Source organism: Mycobacterium sp. NPDC049093, assembly GCF_040704635.1.
In the GTDB taxonomy this organism is placed as follows: Bacteria; Actinomycetota; Actinomycetes; order Mycobacteriales; family Mycobacteriaceae; genus Mycobacterium.
The window spans coordinates 1-16,568 of the sequence record NZ_JBEZJS010000003.1 but is presented as its reverse complement, the minus strand read 5'-3'; the positions used below and the strand labels follow the sequence as shown (position 1 = coordinate 16,568).

Genomic DNA, 16,568 nt, shown 5'->3' with positions numbered 1-16,568 from the left:
CTTCGAGTTCCGGTGTACGGGCGAGCGATCGCCGGGCTGAGGCCCCGCTTAGAGCGGCTGACTCATGCCGAAACGGGCATAGGCTACGTGTATGCGCGGCGACACCAATGTTGAACCCGACGACCTAGCAGAACTGTTTTGTAGCAGTGATTTATCAGCCACATCTCGGCGGGCGGCATTCGAGGCGATTGTCAGTTCCTTGATCGAAGGTGATCTGCCCAGTCGCGAATCCGTGCTGCGACTCATCGAATTCGCTGCGGGAAGAATCGATCGTACGGAATACATGTGACAAGTCTTGAGTGGTGCGACCAAGAACCCTCAGGGTGAACGTCAAGCACAACGCTCAGTCAAGTAAGAGTTGCGCGGGGTCAATTTCGCTGTCTGTGGAGGCTGACGATCCTGCGGTCGGTCCGAACCTAGCACCACTGATTCCACGGTGGTCCGCTGCCGTGGGACCGTTCCTCCCACGTCAACTCGTGGGAGAAGCCGTCTTCGATGAAATACTGCGCAAGTCGAGTCCCGTGATCGAGGACTGGATGGTTCCGGACATCCAGGCGCGACGGTGGATCCGGCCACAGCCGAGTTACGAGCCCGTCGCGCTCGAAGCGATGCTCAAAGTCGTGAAACGGGTGATAGGCAAGCTGAAACACCGCCATGCGACCATCTGCCAGTCGGAATCCCGTAGTCCTCGCCCCGCCGCGTCCTCCCAGCCCATCGGATCGACTGGTGTGGCGCAGAAGGACTTCGTCGAAAGCTGGGTCCGGCAGCCCTGGCATATCGGAGTCGGTAACCGCGAACCACAGCGACGTATCGGTCGGAACGCCACCAACTTTGATCGAATCGAGAACCCCACGAGGGTAGGGCTTCCAAGGACCGTGCGGTCCCCCCTCTGGGCCAGATGGGAGCGCATTGTGGTTCGCGTCGGGATGGGCCATTAGCGCTAGTGTTTTGATCGCCCAACGTGCGACGTTCGAGATTGTGACCTGATCCTCGAGTGGCTGCATGTCGCGGATCAGACGTCTCATGGGGTTCGTCGCGGGTTGCTCGAACAATCTGTTGAGATCGCCGTTGCAGTTCTTGCAACAGGGGAGCATCACCCGCCACATTTTCGCGCTGTGTACCAGATCGCCCGTCTTGTTAAGGCGTTGTTTGCCATCGATTTTCGCAGTGAATGGACCCGTGCCGTCCCAGAGTCCCAGCAACCACTGGGGGTGAACATGTTCCCCTTGGGAGTCAACGTCGTCACCGCAGAACACGCACGCTTGAACCACGGAAGCAACGGTACGGCTTCGGGGTGTGCTCGTCGTCGATTCAGCCGTCTGGCAGTTTGTCGTCTCGGCGCGCGAACCTGCCGCCGAAACTGTCGAAGGGGTGTGTCTGCTGTGAAAGAGCGGCCATGCCACGATTTGGGCGTGAGCAATCTGTCCTCGTCTTTCAAGGTCGTCGCACCGGCTGTCAAGAAGATGATTGGCGAACAGACCGTGCGCGAACGGCTGGTCAAAAAGCTGAAGATCAAGCTGAAGGAAATTCCCGACGCACCCGTTCTCAGTTGGAAGCAGCGTCGGCGTCTGATGACACTGCTGAAGGACGAGGATGCCGAAGGCCTCCTTATGGACCAAGATGATCAAGCCGTCAACGCGTTGTCGGCGATGATCGCGGGTACGGTGCTCCAGTCCGCACCATCGAACGACTCGCTCGCCATCGCCCAGGCGCTCATGACTGAGTACCCGGAATCTCTCGGTCTACAAGAGGCTTTCGGCGGTCTCTACTACCGGTTGCGGCGGCTCGATGAGAGCATTAATGCTCAGTTTGAACGCGTGATGCAGTCAATCGAGCAATCGACTCAGACGGGTAGCGAGATCGATCCCGACATCCTTCTCACGGGACCGATAGAAGCTCTAGGGCTGACGAGCCGGCAGCTCATGGCCGAGGAGCTTGCGACGTCGGAGCCGACGGCCGCGGCGGGGATCCTCGCTGAAGTAATCAGCGAGTTGGAACGTGCCGGATACGGCCCTCTAGCCGAGCCGCTGCACATCCGCCGTGCGCAACTGCTCACCGACGCCAGTGAGTTCACCGCCGCTGACAGTGAGTGGCTCCCGTACGTTGAAGGCTACTTAGTCGCCGGCGCTGGTACCGGAGTCGATTCGGCAGTGTCCGCGTTTGGTGCACTTGCGCAAAGAGAAGGCGCCCCGGCGTGGCTGAATCCCCGCGCGAGTGCTGTTTCGGCACTGGCGAATTGGATCAGAGGAGATATAGCGTCTGATGTCGCAGTCGCGGCCGCAATCGCGGCATCGGAAGCCGGCGACCCGGCAGGAGCACTGTGGGCCTGTATTGCGGCTGAAGGCGCTCTCGCGCTCGGTGAACTGCAACTGATTGCCGACGTCAGCGAGCCGCTGCGACAAATTGCAGACTCGTGCTCGGAGCACGATCTGAGGGTTAGGTTGCATCTGGTTGTCGCCGAGGCTACGAACGATCAGGAGCTATGGGCCGAGTTGCTCAGTGACGCAGCACCCGGATCAGGCCGCTGCTCGCTCGCGGACTCTGCGCTGATTCACGCACGGCGAGGGCGCTATCTGTTCTGGCAAGACCAGTCGACGGCAGCTGCTGCCGAGTTCCGATTCGGGATCGAGCGCGGGTGCCGAGCACGAGTCTGGGATGACGCCGCTGCCTGGTGCCGCTCGATAATCACGGTGCACTCGCGTGCGAGCGTCGTGAATATCACCGAAATGCAAAGTCTGCGGCAGCAGAGCCGAGCCATCAGCGGGTCTGGGCATGGTGCGCTCCGCGTCCAGGCTTATGATCCGGAAGCCGCAGCGATGCAAGACCTATTGGAAGCCGTCATCGGAAAAAAGCGTCCTCGTGCCGCGCGCGCCGAACTACGACGTTACCTGCGCGATAGCGTCGCATCCGCTCGCCTGGTAGACGAGATCAACGCGCACCTCCTGATGGGGCGGATGTACCAACAATCTGGGCACCTCGACGGCGCAGTAGGCCATTACATCATCGCCGGTAGCGCCCGCGACTGCCGCGAAACCGCAGCGAAGCTTGCCACCTACTTCGACTGCCGCAGCGCAACGCGAGCACTTCAATTCCAGAGCCGTGCAGCAGCCTTCGGCGCCGCGGCGGGCCAAGCCGACCTTATTCCAGACGATTTGGTGAGCGACTGGGCTACGTCAGCATTAGCCGAAGCCGTTCAACACGATGGCCGACCCTTCGGTGCGGATGTATGGCTTGAGGCGTACAAGTTGCTGGCTGGGCTTGCCGCAAGATTGCCTAATGGGCTTGTGGATCAAATTTTTTCGGACATCGACGGACTCCTTCCGCGGGAGCGATACCAGTACACGCATGCCGACGATCAAATCGCTGGCATCCTCGTTGGTCTTTGTGCGGGGCACCCTGACAAGCGCGAGCAGGTTGCAGAGCGCGTGGCGTTGGCGTTTGAGGTCGCTGACGACATCGCTGCCGAGCTCATCCGTCACTTCGACACCTTGGAACCAGTACTGCGACTAATTGAGGGACGCTTGCAGACCTTGGTTGGACCGTACGAGATCGAGGGAATTGCGAGAGTACGTAACGCCACGGAGGTGTTGGTGCGCCTCGGGAACCACTCCAACGAAGTCATCGAGGCAGCCGAGTCATTGGTAGCGCGAGAACTTGCGGCTCCGCCGACATACGGCGCTGGCCACGTGTCACAGATAGCAGGGAAGACAGACATAGCTACGATCGCGACGTGCCTGCCTGCTGATCGTCAGATCGCATTAGCCCGGCACTTTTTTGATCACGCCCTGGACGAGAATGACAGTGAGCGTAATCGCTCCCGCTTCGCGCAAGCCTGTATTCCCCTCTCCGATACACTCCCAACTCACGCGCGAGATGATTTGTTTGACAGACTATTTCGGCTGGCAGTTGGTTCAGATGAACCTGTGAGCGAGTTTGATCAATGGGAACAACGCTTTGCCGATCCGTTCGCGCCCGTGCACATCGAACGTGTGCCAGGAGCCCTTCGTCGTCAAGTTACTCTGACACTGGCGAAGTTGGCGGCCGACGGTCAACGTCGACGTCTCGTCTGGCATGCAGCGCAATTGCTCATGCGGACCGGAGAAAGTCAAGACGCACTAGCCTTCGCTCGGGCGTGCTACATCCTGAACCAACGGGGTTTTGCGATTGAATTACCTTGGCGCACTATGGCATTAAGCAACGATCGCGAGATACGACTACTCGCGGCGACGGTGCTTCCAGCGGCAACCGAGCAGATGGATTTCGAGGCCACCGAATCGCTGGCTCGCGATGTTGACACGGATGTCCGCATCGCGGTCGCTGAGTCACTGGCCGCACGGAGTCGCGACGGTTCGGTGGGGATTGACGAGCTAACGCAAATCTTGCGAGCCGATCCTAGCTACCGCGTACGAAGGGCAATCTCATGATGAATGCAGCCCAGTTGCATAGCAGTGGATGCACTGCGGCGACCCCACAGACCAGTTTGATCCATCGGTCGAGGCGTCGTAAGTCCATCGTGTCCATGCATGGTCCGACATGCCCTATCAGTTGATGCGGCACGCTTTCATGACTGCTAGTGATCAGCCGGGTTCGTGGCCACCCCCACCTACTGCCACCTTCGGACGAATGCGAGCATCACGGGTCGTCGAAGACGAGACCTCGAACAGTATGGACGCTGGCGCTGGCGAAGAACGGCAGCTTTTGCGGTGTGTCGAGAACGCGTCTTCGACTGTCTGAAGTGCGCTTATGATTGCCCCATGCGAATTGGGGGAGCTAATCAGGCCGGGCTCTACGGGTGCCAGCTGCTCATGACCGGACATGGCACTCAGGGTGCAACCGATACGATCGCAGCCCAAAATGGCGTCGATCCCGCGCGGGCCGGCTCCCTCGTGCGTATAGCGCACGGCATCCTCTGCACATCGGCGCGTGGCTAAACGGTCAAAGCCGCAGGAGATTTCGATGTCAGAACCGCAGCAGTGGCAGGCCGACCCGGCACAGATTGGGGCGGCTGGGCCGCACACGCAAACTCCCCAACCGCCGCCTGCCGTACCCGTCTTTCAGGTCACCACGATGACACACACTGGTGCACTGATTATGTTCGTCAATCAGCGGCAAGTCATCACGGGAACGCACGAGCAGTGCAGGGCGGCAATCCGTAGAGCCCAGGCCCATAACCTCACGCTCGGATGGTGGAGTTTCCTATCCATCCTGATCATGAATTGGGTTGCCCTTGCACACAATTGGAGCGCGCGAAACAAACTGGACGAGCAGGCTAAACAGGCTCAGGCATACGCCCAGTGGTGGCGGCATTACTACGGCCCCCGATGACGGCGCGGAGCGATATTGGCGTCGTCGAGGTACTCATGACGGAAGTTCTGGTTCAACGGATTTCGGGGTTGGCAGGCCACAGCGTGCTACCTACCTGTTGCCCATCGGACGCTTCGCGCGAATCCTCGAAGGTCAGCACCCATAGCGGCGGTTCAAGTTCGTCAAGATCAGTGTCGAACTCAACGATGTGAATCGTGACCGGCCTGACCTTGCGTTCCCCGCCCCAGGCGGTGTCGAGCACGCCGGCCTGACGTTCGTACCGCAGACCGTTCCATGAATGCCAGATCACCACCGTCCCATCAGGGAACCCCGTGAGCTCCGCGACGGTGTCCAATCGGTGCAGTCCGGTAGGACCGGCCGGCCGGGGGTCGTCGAGAACCTCGTTCTCTTCGTCAGTCTCGTGCTCGGTCATCATTGGATTCTCCTTGATCAACTTCTAGATGTGCTGTTCCACCACGTTGGTTACACGGAACGGGAAGTGTGGCGCCGTTCAAAGAAGGTCAGATTGGCGTCGCATTGCGGATCGCCGCGATGACCCGGCGGCCAGTTGGGCCGCCGGGATCGAGTCTTGTTCCTCGGCTGTTGTCTATAACCCAGTACCTCAGGCCGAAGTTGGCGACGGTCTTGGCGGTCCACGATTTGTTCCCTTCCGTCACCCGCCAGAAGTCCTCGCTGACCTGTTCAACTTTCATCACCATTCCTTCGTGGTGCTTTTCAGGCAGTTGGTGATACGACCCGGCGTTGAGCGGGCCGCGCGGGCAGGCCGGGTGGTCGGCGACTCGCTGGATGCGCTGCGCCTCGCCGACGCCGCTGAACTACTAGATCTTCATGATGATTTTCCTGCCGGTCGGTCGGACTCCCATGGTTGGTCGATTTGCGTCACTGTGACGTTTTGGCGCTCACTGGGGCCTCAGTTGCCCGTTGGCCTTCGGGTAGTAGTCAGACCAATAGGGCTGTTCGTTCAAAAAAGACCGCACATCGCGGATTTCGCTGTGGCTCATCGCTACCGCCAGGGCGGCTTCAAGACCTGGTACAAGCTGCTCGCGGGTGATTTCCTGGCCGACATGCCGCTCAAGCGCTCGGTGGTACTGCGCCAAGGTGTAGCAAAAGACGTGCTGGTCCGTCGACCAGGTCCACGCCAGCAGCTCGCCCATGAAATCACCCGCGCTCGCCAGTCTGCCGTTCGCGAACCACCGAGCCGAATCTGCTGCGGCATCCAGGGCCAGGCGCGTGAGCATCTGGTCCAGTAGATCGACCGCTCCGTCCAGTATCAGCGCGTTCGAAGGAACAAGGTGGGCAACAATTTTCGAGTTCTTGACAATGTGTGTCGTGATGCCGTCTTCGGCGTCGGCAAGTAGCGCGTTGAGGCCGCCACGGGCCTCGGTGACCGATCGCATGCGGTTCGGGCTGGTTTTGACCATGGCGCGAGCGTAGCACGCACGCCGCCATATCGGCAGTTATTGCAGCTTGACAAACGGCCTAAATAAAAGCCGTAATAGCTGGTAACGGTGCGTGCTAGCGAGGTGCGAGTTCCGCGCGGTAGCCATCCGCTTCATTGATTTTTACATCGATACCGCCGCGGTGGCCGTCAGGGTGTCGAAGCCGGGCGGAGGTGCACACCCCGCCGGTTGGTGATCTTGCTCACAGGTGGCGCTTTGACGGCACTCGTCCGGGGGCGAGAATCGGCGAAGGTCGGGTGGGTCGTCGGGAGGAAGTGGCGTGTTGGGTGCCCCTTTGAATCATCGGGCTCCTAACTCTGTTGGGGTCGGTTGCAGTAGCCGAGCATTGGTCTCCGGTAACTGATCCCCACGGAGGCACTGCTGATTATGGCTGAACAACGCCAACTACATTTAGCCGGGTTTTTCTCGGCCGGCAACGTCACTCATGCGCATGGCGCGTGGCGCCATGTCGGTGCGACGAACGGTTTTCTGACTGGCGAGTTCTACAAGCAGATTGCGCGGACCCTGGAGCGGGGCAAGTTTGATCTGTTGTTTCTTCCCGATGGCCTGGCCATCGAAGATAGCTATGGCGATAATTTGGAGACGGGGGTCGGTCTGGGTGGCCAGGGCGCGGTGGCGCTGGAGCCGACCAGCGTGATAGCGACGATGGCTGCGGTGACCCAGCGATTAGGTCTGGGCGCTACGGTTTCGACGACCTACTACCCGCCCTATCATGTGGCTCGGGTGTTTGCCACGCTCGACAATCTGTCTGATGGCCGGATCTCGTGGAATGTGGTCACGTCGCTGAACGACTCCGAGGCACGCAACTTCGGTGTGGATGAGCACCTTGAGCATGACATCCGATACGACCGGGCTGACGAATTCTTGGAGGCCGTCAAGAAGCTATGGAGTTCTTGGTCCGAGGATGCCTTGTTGTTGGACAAGGTTGGCGGTCGGTTCGCTGATCCCAAGAAGGTTCAATACGTCAATCATCGCGGCCGCTGGTTGTCGGTCCGTGGCCCGTTGCAGGTTCCACGGTCCCGTCAGGGTGAACCGGTCATCTTGCAGGCCGGCTTGTCGCCGCGGGGGCGTCGCTTCGCGGGGCGCTGGGCTGAAGCGGTATTCAGCGTCTCGCCCAACCTCGACATCATGCGCGCGGTCTATCAGGACATCAAAGCTCACGTTGCGGCCGCGGGGCGTGACCCGGAGCAAACAAAGGTATTCACCGCGGTGATGCCGGTGCTCGGTGAGACAGAGCAGGTGGCCCGGGAACGTCTGGAATATCTCAATTCGCTGGTGCATCCCGAAGTGGGTTTGTCGACGCTATCCAGCCACAGCGGCTTGAATCTCTCCAAGTATCCGCTGGATACGAAGTTTTCCGACATCGTCGCCGATCTCGGGGATCGTCACGTGCCGACCATGTTGCAGATGTTTTCCGCCGTGGCCGGTGGCGGTGCGGACCTGACGCTGGCCGAACTGGGCCGCCGATACGGCACCAACGTCGGGTTTGTGCCGCAGTGGGCCGGAACTGCCGAACAGATCGCTGATCAATTGATTAGTCACTTTGAGGCCGGGGCCGCTGACGGATTCATCATTTCGCCGGCGTATCTGCCGGGTATTTACGAGGAGTTCGTCGACCAGGTGGTTCCGCTGCTGCAGCAACGTGGTGTGTTCCGTACCGAGTACGAAGGGACAACGCTGCGTGAGCACCTTGGGTTGGCTCACCCTGAAGTCGGGAGCATCCGATGACCACCACCGATGTTGATCATGACGTTCTTGCCTACAGCAACTGCCCGGTTCCCAATGCACTACTGACAGCGCTGGAGTCAAACCTGTTGGCCGGCAACGGGATTTCGCTGAATGTGCTCAGCGGCGCGCAAGCAGGGTTGCATTTCACCTACGATCATCCCGCTTACACCCGCTTTGGTGGCGAAATTCCACCTCTTATCAGTGAGGGCCTGCGGGCGCCGGGACGCACCCGCCTGCTAGGCATCACCCCTCTGGCCGGTCGGCAAGGGATCTATGTCCGTGTTGACAGCCCGGTGACATCACCGGAGCAGCTGCGGGGCCGGCGGGTGGGTGTGTCGGGTGCAGCGATCCGCATCCTCACCGGCGAGTTGGGCGATTATCGGCACTTGGACCCGTGGCGGCAAACACTGATCGCGCTGGGTACCTGGGAGGCGCGGGGACTTTTGCAGACCCTGCACATCGGGGGGATAGGGGTCGACGACGTCGAGTTGGTGCGTATCGAAAGCCCTGGCGTCGACGTGCCCGAAGAGCGGCTGGAAGCAGCGGCCAGTGTCAAAGGCGCTGACCTGTTTCCCGACGTGGCCGGCCACCAGAGGGACATCCTGGATAGCGGCAACGTTGATGCGCTGTTCACCTGGTTGCCCTGGGCGGCGGAGTTAGAAGATCTCAGCGGAGCGCGGGTGCTCGCCGATCTCGGCGATGACCAACGAAGCCGGTATGCCAGTGTCTGGACGGTCAGCGCTCAGCTGGTTGACGAGCGACCCGACCTGGTGCAACGACTCGTCGACGCGGCGGTCCAAGCCAGCCGTTGGGCACAGGCCCATCCCGAGGAAACCGTTGGCATCCATGCCGCCAACCTCGGGGTCGCGCCCTCGGCGATCGGACGCGGTTTCGGCGCTGATTTCGCCCAACATCTGATCCCACGGCTTGACGACTCGGCACTGGCCGTTGTCGACCAAACTCAACAGTTCCTCCTCGACCACAATCTCCTCGACCATCCGGTGGACCTCACGCAGTGGGCGGCACCGCAATTCCTCACTCAATCCACGACTGGAGACCAGCAATGACCCTGACCGATGACACCGCCACGGCACAGAACAATAGGAATGGCGACCCCATCGAGGTGGCGCGCGAGCTGACGCGAAAGTGGCAAGCTACCGTCGTCGAGCGCGACAAGGCTGGTGGTTCGGCGACAGAAGAGCGTGAGGATCTACGCGCCAGTGGGCTGCTCTCGGTGACCGTTCCCCGGCACCTGGGCGGTTGGGGAGCCGACTGGCCTACCGCTCTGGAAGTGGTGCGTGAGATCGCCAAGGTCGATGGATCGCTGGGCCACTTGTTCGGATACCACCTCAGCACCCCAGCCGTTATTGATCTGTGGGGTTCACCCGAGCAAAGTGAACGCCTACTTCGTCAACTGGCCGAAAACAACTGGTGGACCGGGAACGCCTCCAGCGAGAACAACAGCCACATCCTCGAATGGAAGGTAACTGCCACCCCGACCGACGACGGCGGGTACCTTCTCAACGGTATCAAGCACTTCAGCAGTGGAGCCAAGGGCTCAGATCTGCTCTTGGTGTTCGGCGTGATACCGGAGGGTTCCCCACAGCAAGGCGCCATCGTTGCCGCGGCCATTCCCACCACCAGAGAAGGCGTTCAAACAAACGACGACTGGCAGGCGCTAGGGATGCGGCGCACCGACAGCGGCACCACCGAATTCCACAACGTCGTAGTCCGTCCCGACGAGGTGCTGGGCAAACCCAATGCCGTTGTCGAGGCGTTCCTGGCGTCCGGGCGCGGCAGCCTATTCGGCCCGATCGTGCAGTTGGTGTTCGCAACGGTGTATCTGGGGATCGCGCGTGGTGCGCTCGAAACAGCGCGCGAGTACACCCGAACGCAGGCACGCCCCTGGACGCCGGCTGGGGTTACTCAAGCCGTCGAGGATCCGTACACCATTCGCAGCTACGGCGAATTCGGTATCGAACTACAGGCTGGCGATGCTGCAGCACGTGAGGCTGCGCAGCTGCTACAGACCGCGTGGGACAAAGGTGACGCATTAACTCCACAAGAACGCGGCGAACTCACGGTACAGGTAGCCGGAGTCAAAGCCATAGCCACCAAAGCGGGCCTGGACGTGACCAGCCGAATTTTCGAGGTCATCGGTGCCCGGGGAACCCACCCAAACTATGGATTCGACCGGTTCTGGCGCAACATCCGCACCCACACGCTGCACGATCCCGTCTCTTACAAGATCGCTGAAGTCGGAAACTACGTCCTTAACCAGCGCTACCCGATACCCGGTTTCACTTCCTGACTCCAGGACCGCGCTGCCGGGCACGCGTTAATGCCTGAGAACGGTGGGTCCGTCTGACACAATGGTGGCCGACGGACCCACCCGTTCTCAGGGCAACACTGCCATGTTGGGTGAGTACAGGACAACGCGAGTACTGCAAACCTCCAGATGACAATGATCGTCCAAGTCCGGCGCCGTCTCGTCTCTAGCGACCGTTTTCGAAGAATGGGAGCGCGATTTGGTAGGGGGAACGGGGATCCGATCTCACCGAGAAGCGCGCGCACTCGACAACCGATGACCGCGACAACCGACCCGGACGCAGAACCCGCGTGGTCGCCCCGCGAGAGCGAGCTACTGGGGGTGGCATTGGGTGTCCTGCAGGAGCATGGGTACCACGGCTTAACAGTGGAGGCCGTGGCGGTCGCCGCTCATGCCAGTAAAGCTACCGTCTATCGACGCTGGCCCTCGAAATCTGAGCTGATACTGGCGGCCGTCAGCGAAGGCACCCGTCAGAACGCTGTTGCACCCAACACCGGCACCCTGCGCGGCGACTTGTTGTGTCTTGGCCAGATTATCTGCGAACAGGGCCGAGAACATGCCGGAACCATCCGAGCGGTGCTCGTCGAGATGTCCTGCAATCCCGCGCTCAACAACGTTATGCAAGACCGGTTCCTTCATGAACACAGAGCTCTGGTCTGGCACGTCCTGCAGCAGGCGATCCGTCGCGGCGAGATCGGCGCGGCGGCGGTCAACGACGAGCTTTACGATCTGTTGCCGGGCTACCTGATCTTCCGGTGCATCTTTTCCGACCGACCCCCGACCCCTCCCACCATCGAAGCTCTGGTCGACAAAGCGCTGCTCCCGAGACTCATCTCAGCAACTGAATAACTCCCCTCGACATCGGGGTCACGGTCAGGGACTGGGACCGTCAAGTTTTCTGGGTCTGTCCGGGGGACTGTAAATTTTCCGGTGTAACTCCTGAGTAAGAAGGAGACCACTGTGACCGATGTGATGAATGATGAGCAGCCCGTCGAGCTCGATGCGGTGCCGCTGGAGCCGGCGGCGTTGCGGGAGGCGACCAACGACGAGCTGGTGGCGCAGCTGGCCGCGCGGGCCCGCGCGGAGGGGTTGCAGCTGACCGGTGAGGGCGGGTTGCTCTCCCAGTTGACCAAAAGGGTGGTGGAGTCCGCGCTCGAAGGTGAGCTCGATGATCACCTGGGCTACGGCAAGCATGACGCCACCGGGCGTGACGGCGGCAATTCCCGCAACGGCCGTCGCGGCAAGACCGTGTTGACCGAAGCAGGACCCGTCGCGCTGGAGGTGCCTCGCGACCGGGATGGTTCCTTCGAGCCACAGCTGGTCAAGAAGCGTCAGCGGCGCCTGACCGGGCTCGATGATCTGGTGATCTCGTTGTCGGCCCGAGGATTAACCCACGGCGAGATCTGCGCGCACCTGGGCGAGGTGTACGGGGCGAGCGTGTCCAAGCAGACCATCTCGACGATCACCGACCGGGTGATCGAGGGCATGGCGGAATGGCAGTCCCGTCCCTTGGATGCCGTGTACCCGGTGATCTTCATTGACGCTGTGAACGTCAAGATTCGCGACGGCAACGTCGCGAACCGGCCGATCTACCTGGCGCTGGCGGTGACCGTGGAGGGCACCCGCGACATCCTGGGGTTGTGGGCTGGTGAGCACGGCGACGGGGAGGGGGCGAAGTTCTGGGCCCGGGTCTTGTCCGAGATCAAGAATAGGGGTACCCAGGACGTCTGCATGGTGGTCTGCGATGGACTCAAGGGCCTGCCCGCAGCGATCGAAACCGTGTGGCCGCAGGCGATCACCCAAACGTGCGTCGTGCATCTGCTGCGCAATAGCTTCAGCTACGCCTCCAAGCGGCACTGGCCGGCGATCGCCAAGGACCTCAAACCGATCTACACCGCGCCGAGTGAATCGGCCGCGTTGGAGGCGTTCGTGGCGTTCACCGACACTTGGGGTGATCGGTACCCGGCGATCACCAAGCTGTGGGATGGCGCGTGGGCCGAATTCGTGCCGTTCCTGCAGTTCGACAACAGTATTCGCAGCGTGGTCTGCACGACCAATGCCATTGAAAGCATAAATGCCCGGATCCGTAGAGCGGTCAACGCGCGGGGCCACTTTCCCACCGAGGCCGCCGCGCTGAAGTGCGTGTACCTGGCGGTCATGAGCCTCGACCCCACCGGACGTGGCCGCAAACGGTGGACCAACCGCTGGAAAGAAGCGTTGAATGCCTTCGACATCACCTTCGACGGACGCCTGTCCGCCGGACGAAAGTAGAACCACCACAACCAGTTACACCGTTAAGTTGACAGACCCCTGTCCGGTGTCAGTCGAGTCGTGTCGCAATGTATCGGGCGTATGTTGATGCCGATGCTCTCGCGTGGGCTTCGAGTGTCTGCGGGCTGTAGCCGAGTGTTTCGGCCAGGATCGCGATTGGCGTGGTCTGGGTGAGTTCATTGAGTGTGCCAAGGCGTGCTTCGAGGGCAGCGAGAACAGGTCGCAGATGGTTACGAAGGTGCGTCGGAGTGACGTGAGTTCCGGGTCCATACCCGCGAAATACCCAGGGCGAGTTGGGATGTGCAGCAGTTTGACCGTTGTAGTTGACTGCCGCGAGTAGTCGGATGGGCTCATCGAGCGGCGGCGGGATATCGATGGGCATGCCAGCCAGGTTGACGCTCACGGAGTCCGCTGTGATGGTCACCTGCTCCCAGGTCAGGGCAGCGATATCCTCGACGCGCTGAGCGAAAACGATGATCAAGATCGCGGCGAACCGGTCACGGGGATGCAGGGTCTGTTGATGTACGACGTGCTCGATAACGGCGTTCTGCTCGGTGATCGGTAGCCGTGGTGCGGTACCGCGCCGGTGCGGGGTCACCTCGAGATCCGCGGGGATCAGTTTGGTTTTGATGGCCCAACGGACGAATCGCAGAATGTGCTCCCGGGTAGTTGGTCCGGTGGACTGCCACAGGTCAATGTGCGCCTGGGTGACGTTCTCGACATAGGTGTCGTGTTCGGTGGTGAGCCAGTTGCAGAACTCGATCGTCACGGTCGTGGTCTGCTTGGCGCGCAGAAATGCTGAGTCGGTGACGGCGTCCATCGAGCGGAGCCGTCTTTCCAAGCCCCAGCGGATAAAACGGGCAATCACCTTGCGGTGCTCGTCCGTCAGGATGCGCTGTTGCGCGGTCGCCGCCCAGCCCAGGAACCGCGCTAACCGTTCGTCGCGCGCCGGCAGCGACTGATGAGCCACGAGGAGGCCGCGAACATAATTGGTTGTCCGGCCCGCCGGAAGCAGGTCAACAAGCTCATGGGTGAGCGTCGGATGGCACGCAAGTTCGCGCAGGACGCGTTCGACATGGCGTTGGCGGATCCAGGTCAGGCCGCTATTGGGGCGTTGCATTCCGGTGAGCGCATCAATGATGACCTGCAACTGCGAGGCGACCACGCCGGTGTCGGGGTTGGTCAGGAAGCGAGTAGCAGTCTCGCCGAGGACGCAGCGTTGACATTTGCCGCCGCTATAGAGTTCGGCCTCGTCCCCGCAGGCAACGCAGTCGACGTTGAGCGTGATCCCGGTGCATCGGCGGCACGCGGGCCGAGCATCAATGATCCCGGGGAGAACGCCCTGGTGGCCGCAAGCGCAGATCCCGGTGACACGTTTGGCGGCCTGGTAGCAATACCCGCAGACCGATTCGCCCGGCCAGTTCGCGACCACCATGTAGTGCCCGCCGCACCGGTCGCAGGGCACCGGCCACCGCTCGGGGTCGTCAGGTTTGCGCGGGCGGGCCATCGTCGTCCTGGACGATCCGAATCCGTTTGGCGACGGGGTTTCCCGGTTTCAGGCCGAGGTCACTGGGCCGTGGTGCGTTGGCAGTTTTCGCGGCTTGCATCTCGACGTACGGCTCGAACAGGTCGTTGGGCGTGCAGTCGAAGATGTCGCACAGGGCAGCGAACGTCCTTGACGGAATGCGTTGGGGTTCACCGGTAACCAGGCGATAGACCTGGGCGTCGGAGAGGTTGATTCCGCGCGATTTGAGCAGCGGTCGCAGCTCGGTGGACTTCCACAGGTTGTGGGCGGCCATCATCCGGCGCAGATGCCAGTGGAAGCCGATGCGGCGCTGTTCAGCCATCGGGCTGATCTTCCTCCATTCGGATGCGTCGAGCGATCATCTGTTGGATCGTCTTTTGTTTGAAGTCTGACGACACCGAGGTGTACAGCGAGGTGGTCGATGCAAATGAGTGCCCGAGCTGTTCCTGCACGAACAGTGGGTCGTAGCCAGCCTCCAGAAGGTGGGTGGTGAAGGAGTGCCGCAGTGCGTGCAGACTCAATTCTGGTGGCAGCCCGGCTCGTTTGCGAAATGCGGTGAAGGAGCGGCCCAGCGCACCGAGCGTCAATCTGGAACCACGCTCGCTGGGCCACAGCGCGGGGGAGCGGTCCGCGGTGGCGAACAGCTGGCGTCCCTCGCTGCACCAATATTCCAAAAGCTCGACAACCCAAGAGAATTCAGGCGATGTGAGCACCGTCCGCCGACGTGGCCCGGACCCTTTCGTGCCTTTGGCCCAGCGCACGGTCAGCGCGCCGTAGTTTCCAAAGCGGGGTACGTGTGGGTTGGGCCCGAAGTCCGTCAGGTCCAGCATGACCAGTTCGCGGCGGCGCAGCCCATAGGCGTAGCCGACCTTGAATGCGATCGAATCCCGCAGGGCCGTCACCCACCGCTTGGACGCTGTGCGGTGCGCTTCGTCGACAAAATCATCTACGACGTCAAATAGGTGCTGCAACTCGGCCTTGGTGAACGCTCGGCGGCCCGGTGGAACAGCATCATCGGTTGTGTGTTGCGGAGTGTTCCACTCGAAGCATATCTGCGACGGAACATCGCCAAACTGCTTCTCGCAGAATGCAACCCAGCCGTATCTACTGTCGCAGACGTACGAGCAAAACATCGAAATCGTATTGCTGTAGGTCCGCAACGTAGATAGCGCAATCGGTCTTTCCTGCGATCGGAATTCGGCCAGGAATTGGTCCACGTCAATTGGGCGCCACCGCCACGGATACTCGTTGGTGAACTCAACGAACCGGGCAATCAGTCGACCGCGCGTCATGATCGTGTCGACGGCCAAGCCTCGGGCCAGCATCTGCGCCCGCCAGCCATCGACCATCGCATTGAACACGGTCTCATCGGCACGCAGGAGCGAAACATCGTCGGCACGCAGGATGTGGGGAATGAACCCGGGCAGTTCCTCAGCCATGACGATGGTCGAACGATCTCGGCAACCGGCTTGGCGACGACTTGAGTTGCGATCCGAATAGTCTTGCCCTCGAACGCAATTCGTCACTGTGACGCAATAACCCCGGTCCACGCAGTGGCGGGGGCGGTGCCGCAAAACAACTCACACCGACCGGATGCCAGTGGTCGCTCGTTGAAGCTCGCAACGTCGTCACCTAACATCCGAATCAATCATTAAGTGATTGAAACTTACGTCGAGCTGGCCCGTTGCGCAAGACCCAAGGTCGATCAGGGGCGCTGCAGCGGCGACCGACACCCGTCACAACCAGGACAATCGAGCCAGTCGTCCAGGGGTGCAAGTTCTTTCACTAAATGAAACTCGCATGCCTTATGTACCGATAAGCTACATTATGTCAGGTGAATCACTGCATTTTCATCCGATGAATCACGCAGCAATCGTGTGACTCTCGCCTACCGACCCGGTACCCATGGATGAAACAGCCTGGACACCAG

General features: G+C 60.9%; 14 protein-coding genes. 7 read left to right on the top strand and 7 right to left on the bottom strand.

Annotated features, from left to right (window positions below; translation table 11 throughout):
• Window positions 1-91: 91 nt before the first annotated feature.
• Window positions 92-289, top strand: a complete 198-nt coding sequence (locus tag AB0876_RS10640) for a hypothetical protein (protein WP_141245006.1) — start codon at window positions 92-94, stop codon at window positions 287-289.
• 127 nt (window positions 290-416) lie between these two features.
• Here the strand turns inward: AB0876_RS10640 and AB0876_RS10635 are convergent, their stop codons facing one another.
• On the bottom strand, window positions 417-1,271 hold the full coding sequence (locus tag AB0876_RS10635; protein WP_141245005.1) for a hypothetical protein: 855 nt from the start codon (window positions 1,269-1,271) through the stop codon (window positions 417-419).
• 141 nt (window positions 1,272-1,412) lie between these two features.
• Here AB0876_RS10635 and AB0876_RS10630 point away from each other — a divergent pair, with 141 nt between their 5' ends.
• Window positions 1,413-4,424: a hypothetical protein gene (locus AB0876_RS10630; RefSeq protein ID WP_293016920.1), complete on the top strand. Its 3,012-nt coding sequence runs from the start codon at window positions 1,413-1,415 to the stop codon at window positions 4,422-4,424.
• 953 nt (window positions 4,425-5,377) lie between these two features.
• On the opposite strand, the gene AB0876_RS10625 is transcribed toward AB0876_RS10630, so the two are convergent.
• The 3 genes from AB0876_RS10625 to AB0876_RS10615 form a co-directional block, all read right to left on the bottom strand.
• Entirely contained in the window at window positions 5,378-5,740 is a 363-nt protein-coding gene (locus tag AB0876_RS10625; RefSeq protein WP_512726079.1) for a hypothetical protein, read from the bottom strand.
• Window positions 5,741-5,825: 85 nt separating this feature from the next.
• Window positions 5,826-6,017: a hypothetical protein gene (locus AB0876_RS10620; RefSeq protein WP_499883749.1), complete on the bottom strand. Its 192-nt coding sequence runs from the start codon at window positions 6,015-6,017 to the stop codon at window positions 5,826-5,828.
• 207 nt (window positions 6,018-6,224) lie between these two features.
• The gene (locus AB0876_RS10615; RefSeq protein WP_499883748.1) at window positions 6,225-6,746 is read right to left on the bottom strand and encodes a hypothetical protein; all 522 of its coding nucleotides are present in this window, start codon (window positions 6,744-6,746) and stop codon (window positions 6,225-6,227) included.
• Window positions 6,747-7,151: 405 nt separating this feature from the next.
• On the opposite strand from AB0876_RS10615, the gene dszA reads away from it, so the two are divergent.
• The 5 genes from dszA to AB0876_RS10590 all read left to right on the top strand — a co-directional run bounded on the left by dszA (window position 7,152) and on the right by AB0876_RS10590 (window position 13,113).
• On the top strand, window positions 7,152-8,513 hold the full coding sequence (gene dszA, locus AB0876_RS10610; RefSeq protein ID WP_064914151.1) for a dibenzothiophene-sulfone monooxygenase DszA: 1,362 nt from the start codon (window positions 7,152-7,154) through the stop codon (window positions 8,511-8,513).
• On the top strand, window positions 8,510-9,580 hold the full coding sequence (locus tag AB0876_RS10605) for a type 2 periplasmic-binding domain-containing protein (protein WP_074330961.1): 1,071 nt from the start codon (window positions 8,510-8,512) through the stop codon (window positions 9,578-9,580). The genes dszA and AB0876_RS10605 overlap by 4 nt, the downstream gene beginning before the upstream one ends.
• Window positions 9,577-10,824 (top strand): acyl-CoA dehydrogenase family protein, encoded by a 1,248-nt coding sequence (locus AB0876_RS10600; RefSeq protein WP_071289705.1) that lies wholly within the window; start codon window positions 9,577-9,579, stop codon window positions 10,822-10,824. The genes AB0876_RS10605 and AB0876_RS10600 overlap by 4 nt, the downstream gene beginning before the upstream one ends.
• A gap of 273 nt (window positions 10,825-11,097) precedes the next feature.
• Window positions 11,098-11,691 (top strand): TetR/AcrR family transcriptional regulator, encoded by a 594-nt coding sequence (locus tag AB0876_RS10595; RefSeq protein WP_071289706.1) that lies wholly within the window; start codon window positions 11,098-11,100, stop codon window positions 11,689-11,691.
• A 123-nt stretch (window positions 11,692-11,814) separates the two neighbouring features.
• Window positions 11,815-13,113, top strand: a complete 1,299-nt coding sequence (locus AB0876_RS10590) for an IS256 family transposase (RefSeq protein ID WP_071289707.1) — start codon at window positions 11,815-11,817, stop codon at window positions 13,111-13,113.
• Window positions 13,114-13,162: 49 nt separating this feature from the next.
• Here the strand turns inward: AB0876_RS10590 and AB0876_RS10585 are convergent, their stop codons facing one another.
• The 3 genes from AB0876_RS10585 to AB0876_RS10575 are packed head-to-tail and all read right to left on the bottom strand — an operon-like array spanning window position 13,163 to window position 16,077.
• The gene (locus AB0876_RS10585; protein WP_071289708.1) at window positions 13,163-14,620 is read right to left on the bottom strand and encodes a site-specific integrase; all 1,458 of its coding nucleotides are present in this window, start codon (window positions 14,618-14,620) and stop codon (window positions 13,163-13,165) included.
• On the bottom strand, window positions 14,598-14,960 hold the full coding sequence (locus AB0876_RS10580) for a helix-turn-helix domain-containing protein (protein WP_071289709.1): 363 nt from the start codon (window positions 14,958-14,960) through the stop codon (window positions 14,598-14,600). The genes AB0876_RS10585 and AB0876_RS10580 overlap by 23 nt, the downstream gene beginning before the upstream one ends.
• Complete coding sequence (locus AB0876_RS10575) at window positions 14,953-16,077, bottom strand: tyrosine-type recombinase/integrase (protein ID WP_071289710.1); 1,125 nt, start codon at window positions 16,075-16,077, stop codon at window positions 14,953-14,955. The genes AB0876_RS10580 and AB0876_RS10575 overlap by 8 nt, the downstream gene beginning before the upstream one ends.
• Window positions 16,078-16,568: the final 491 nt, after the last annotated feature.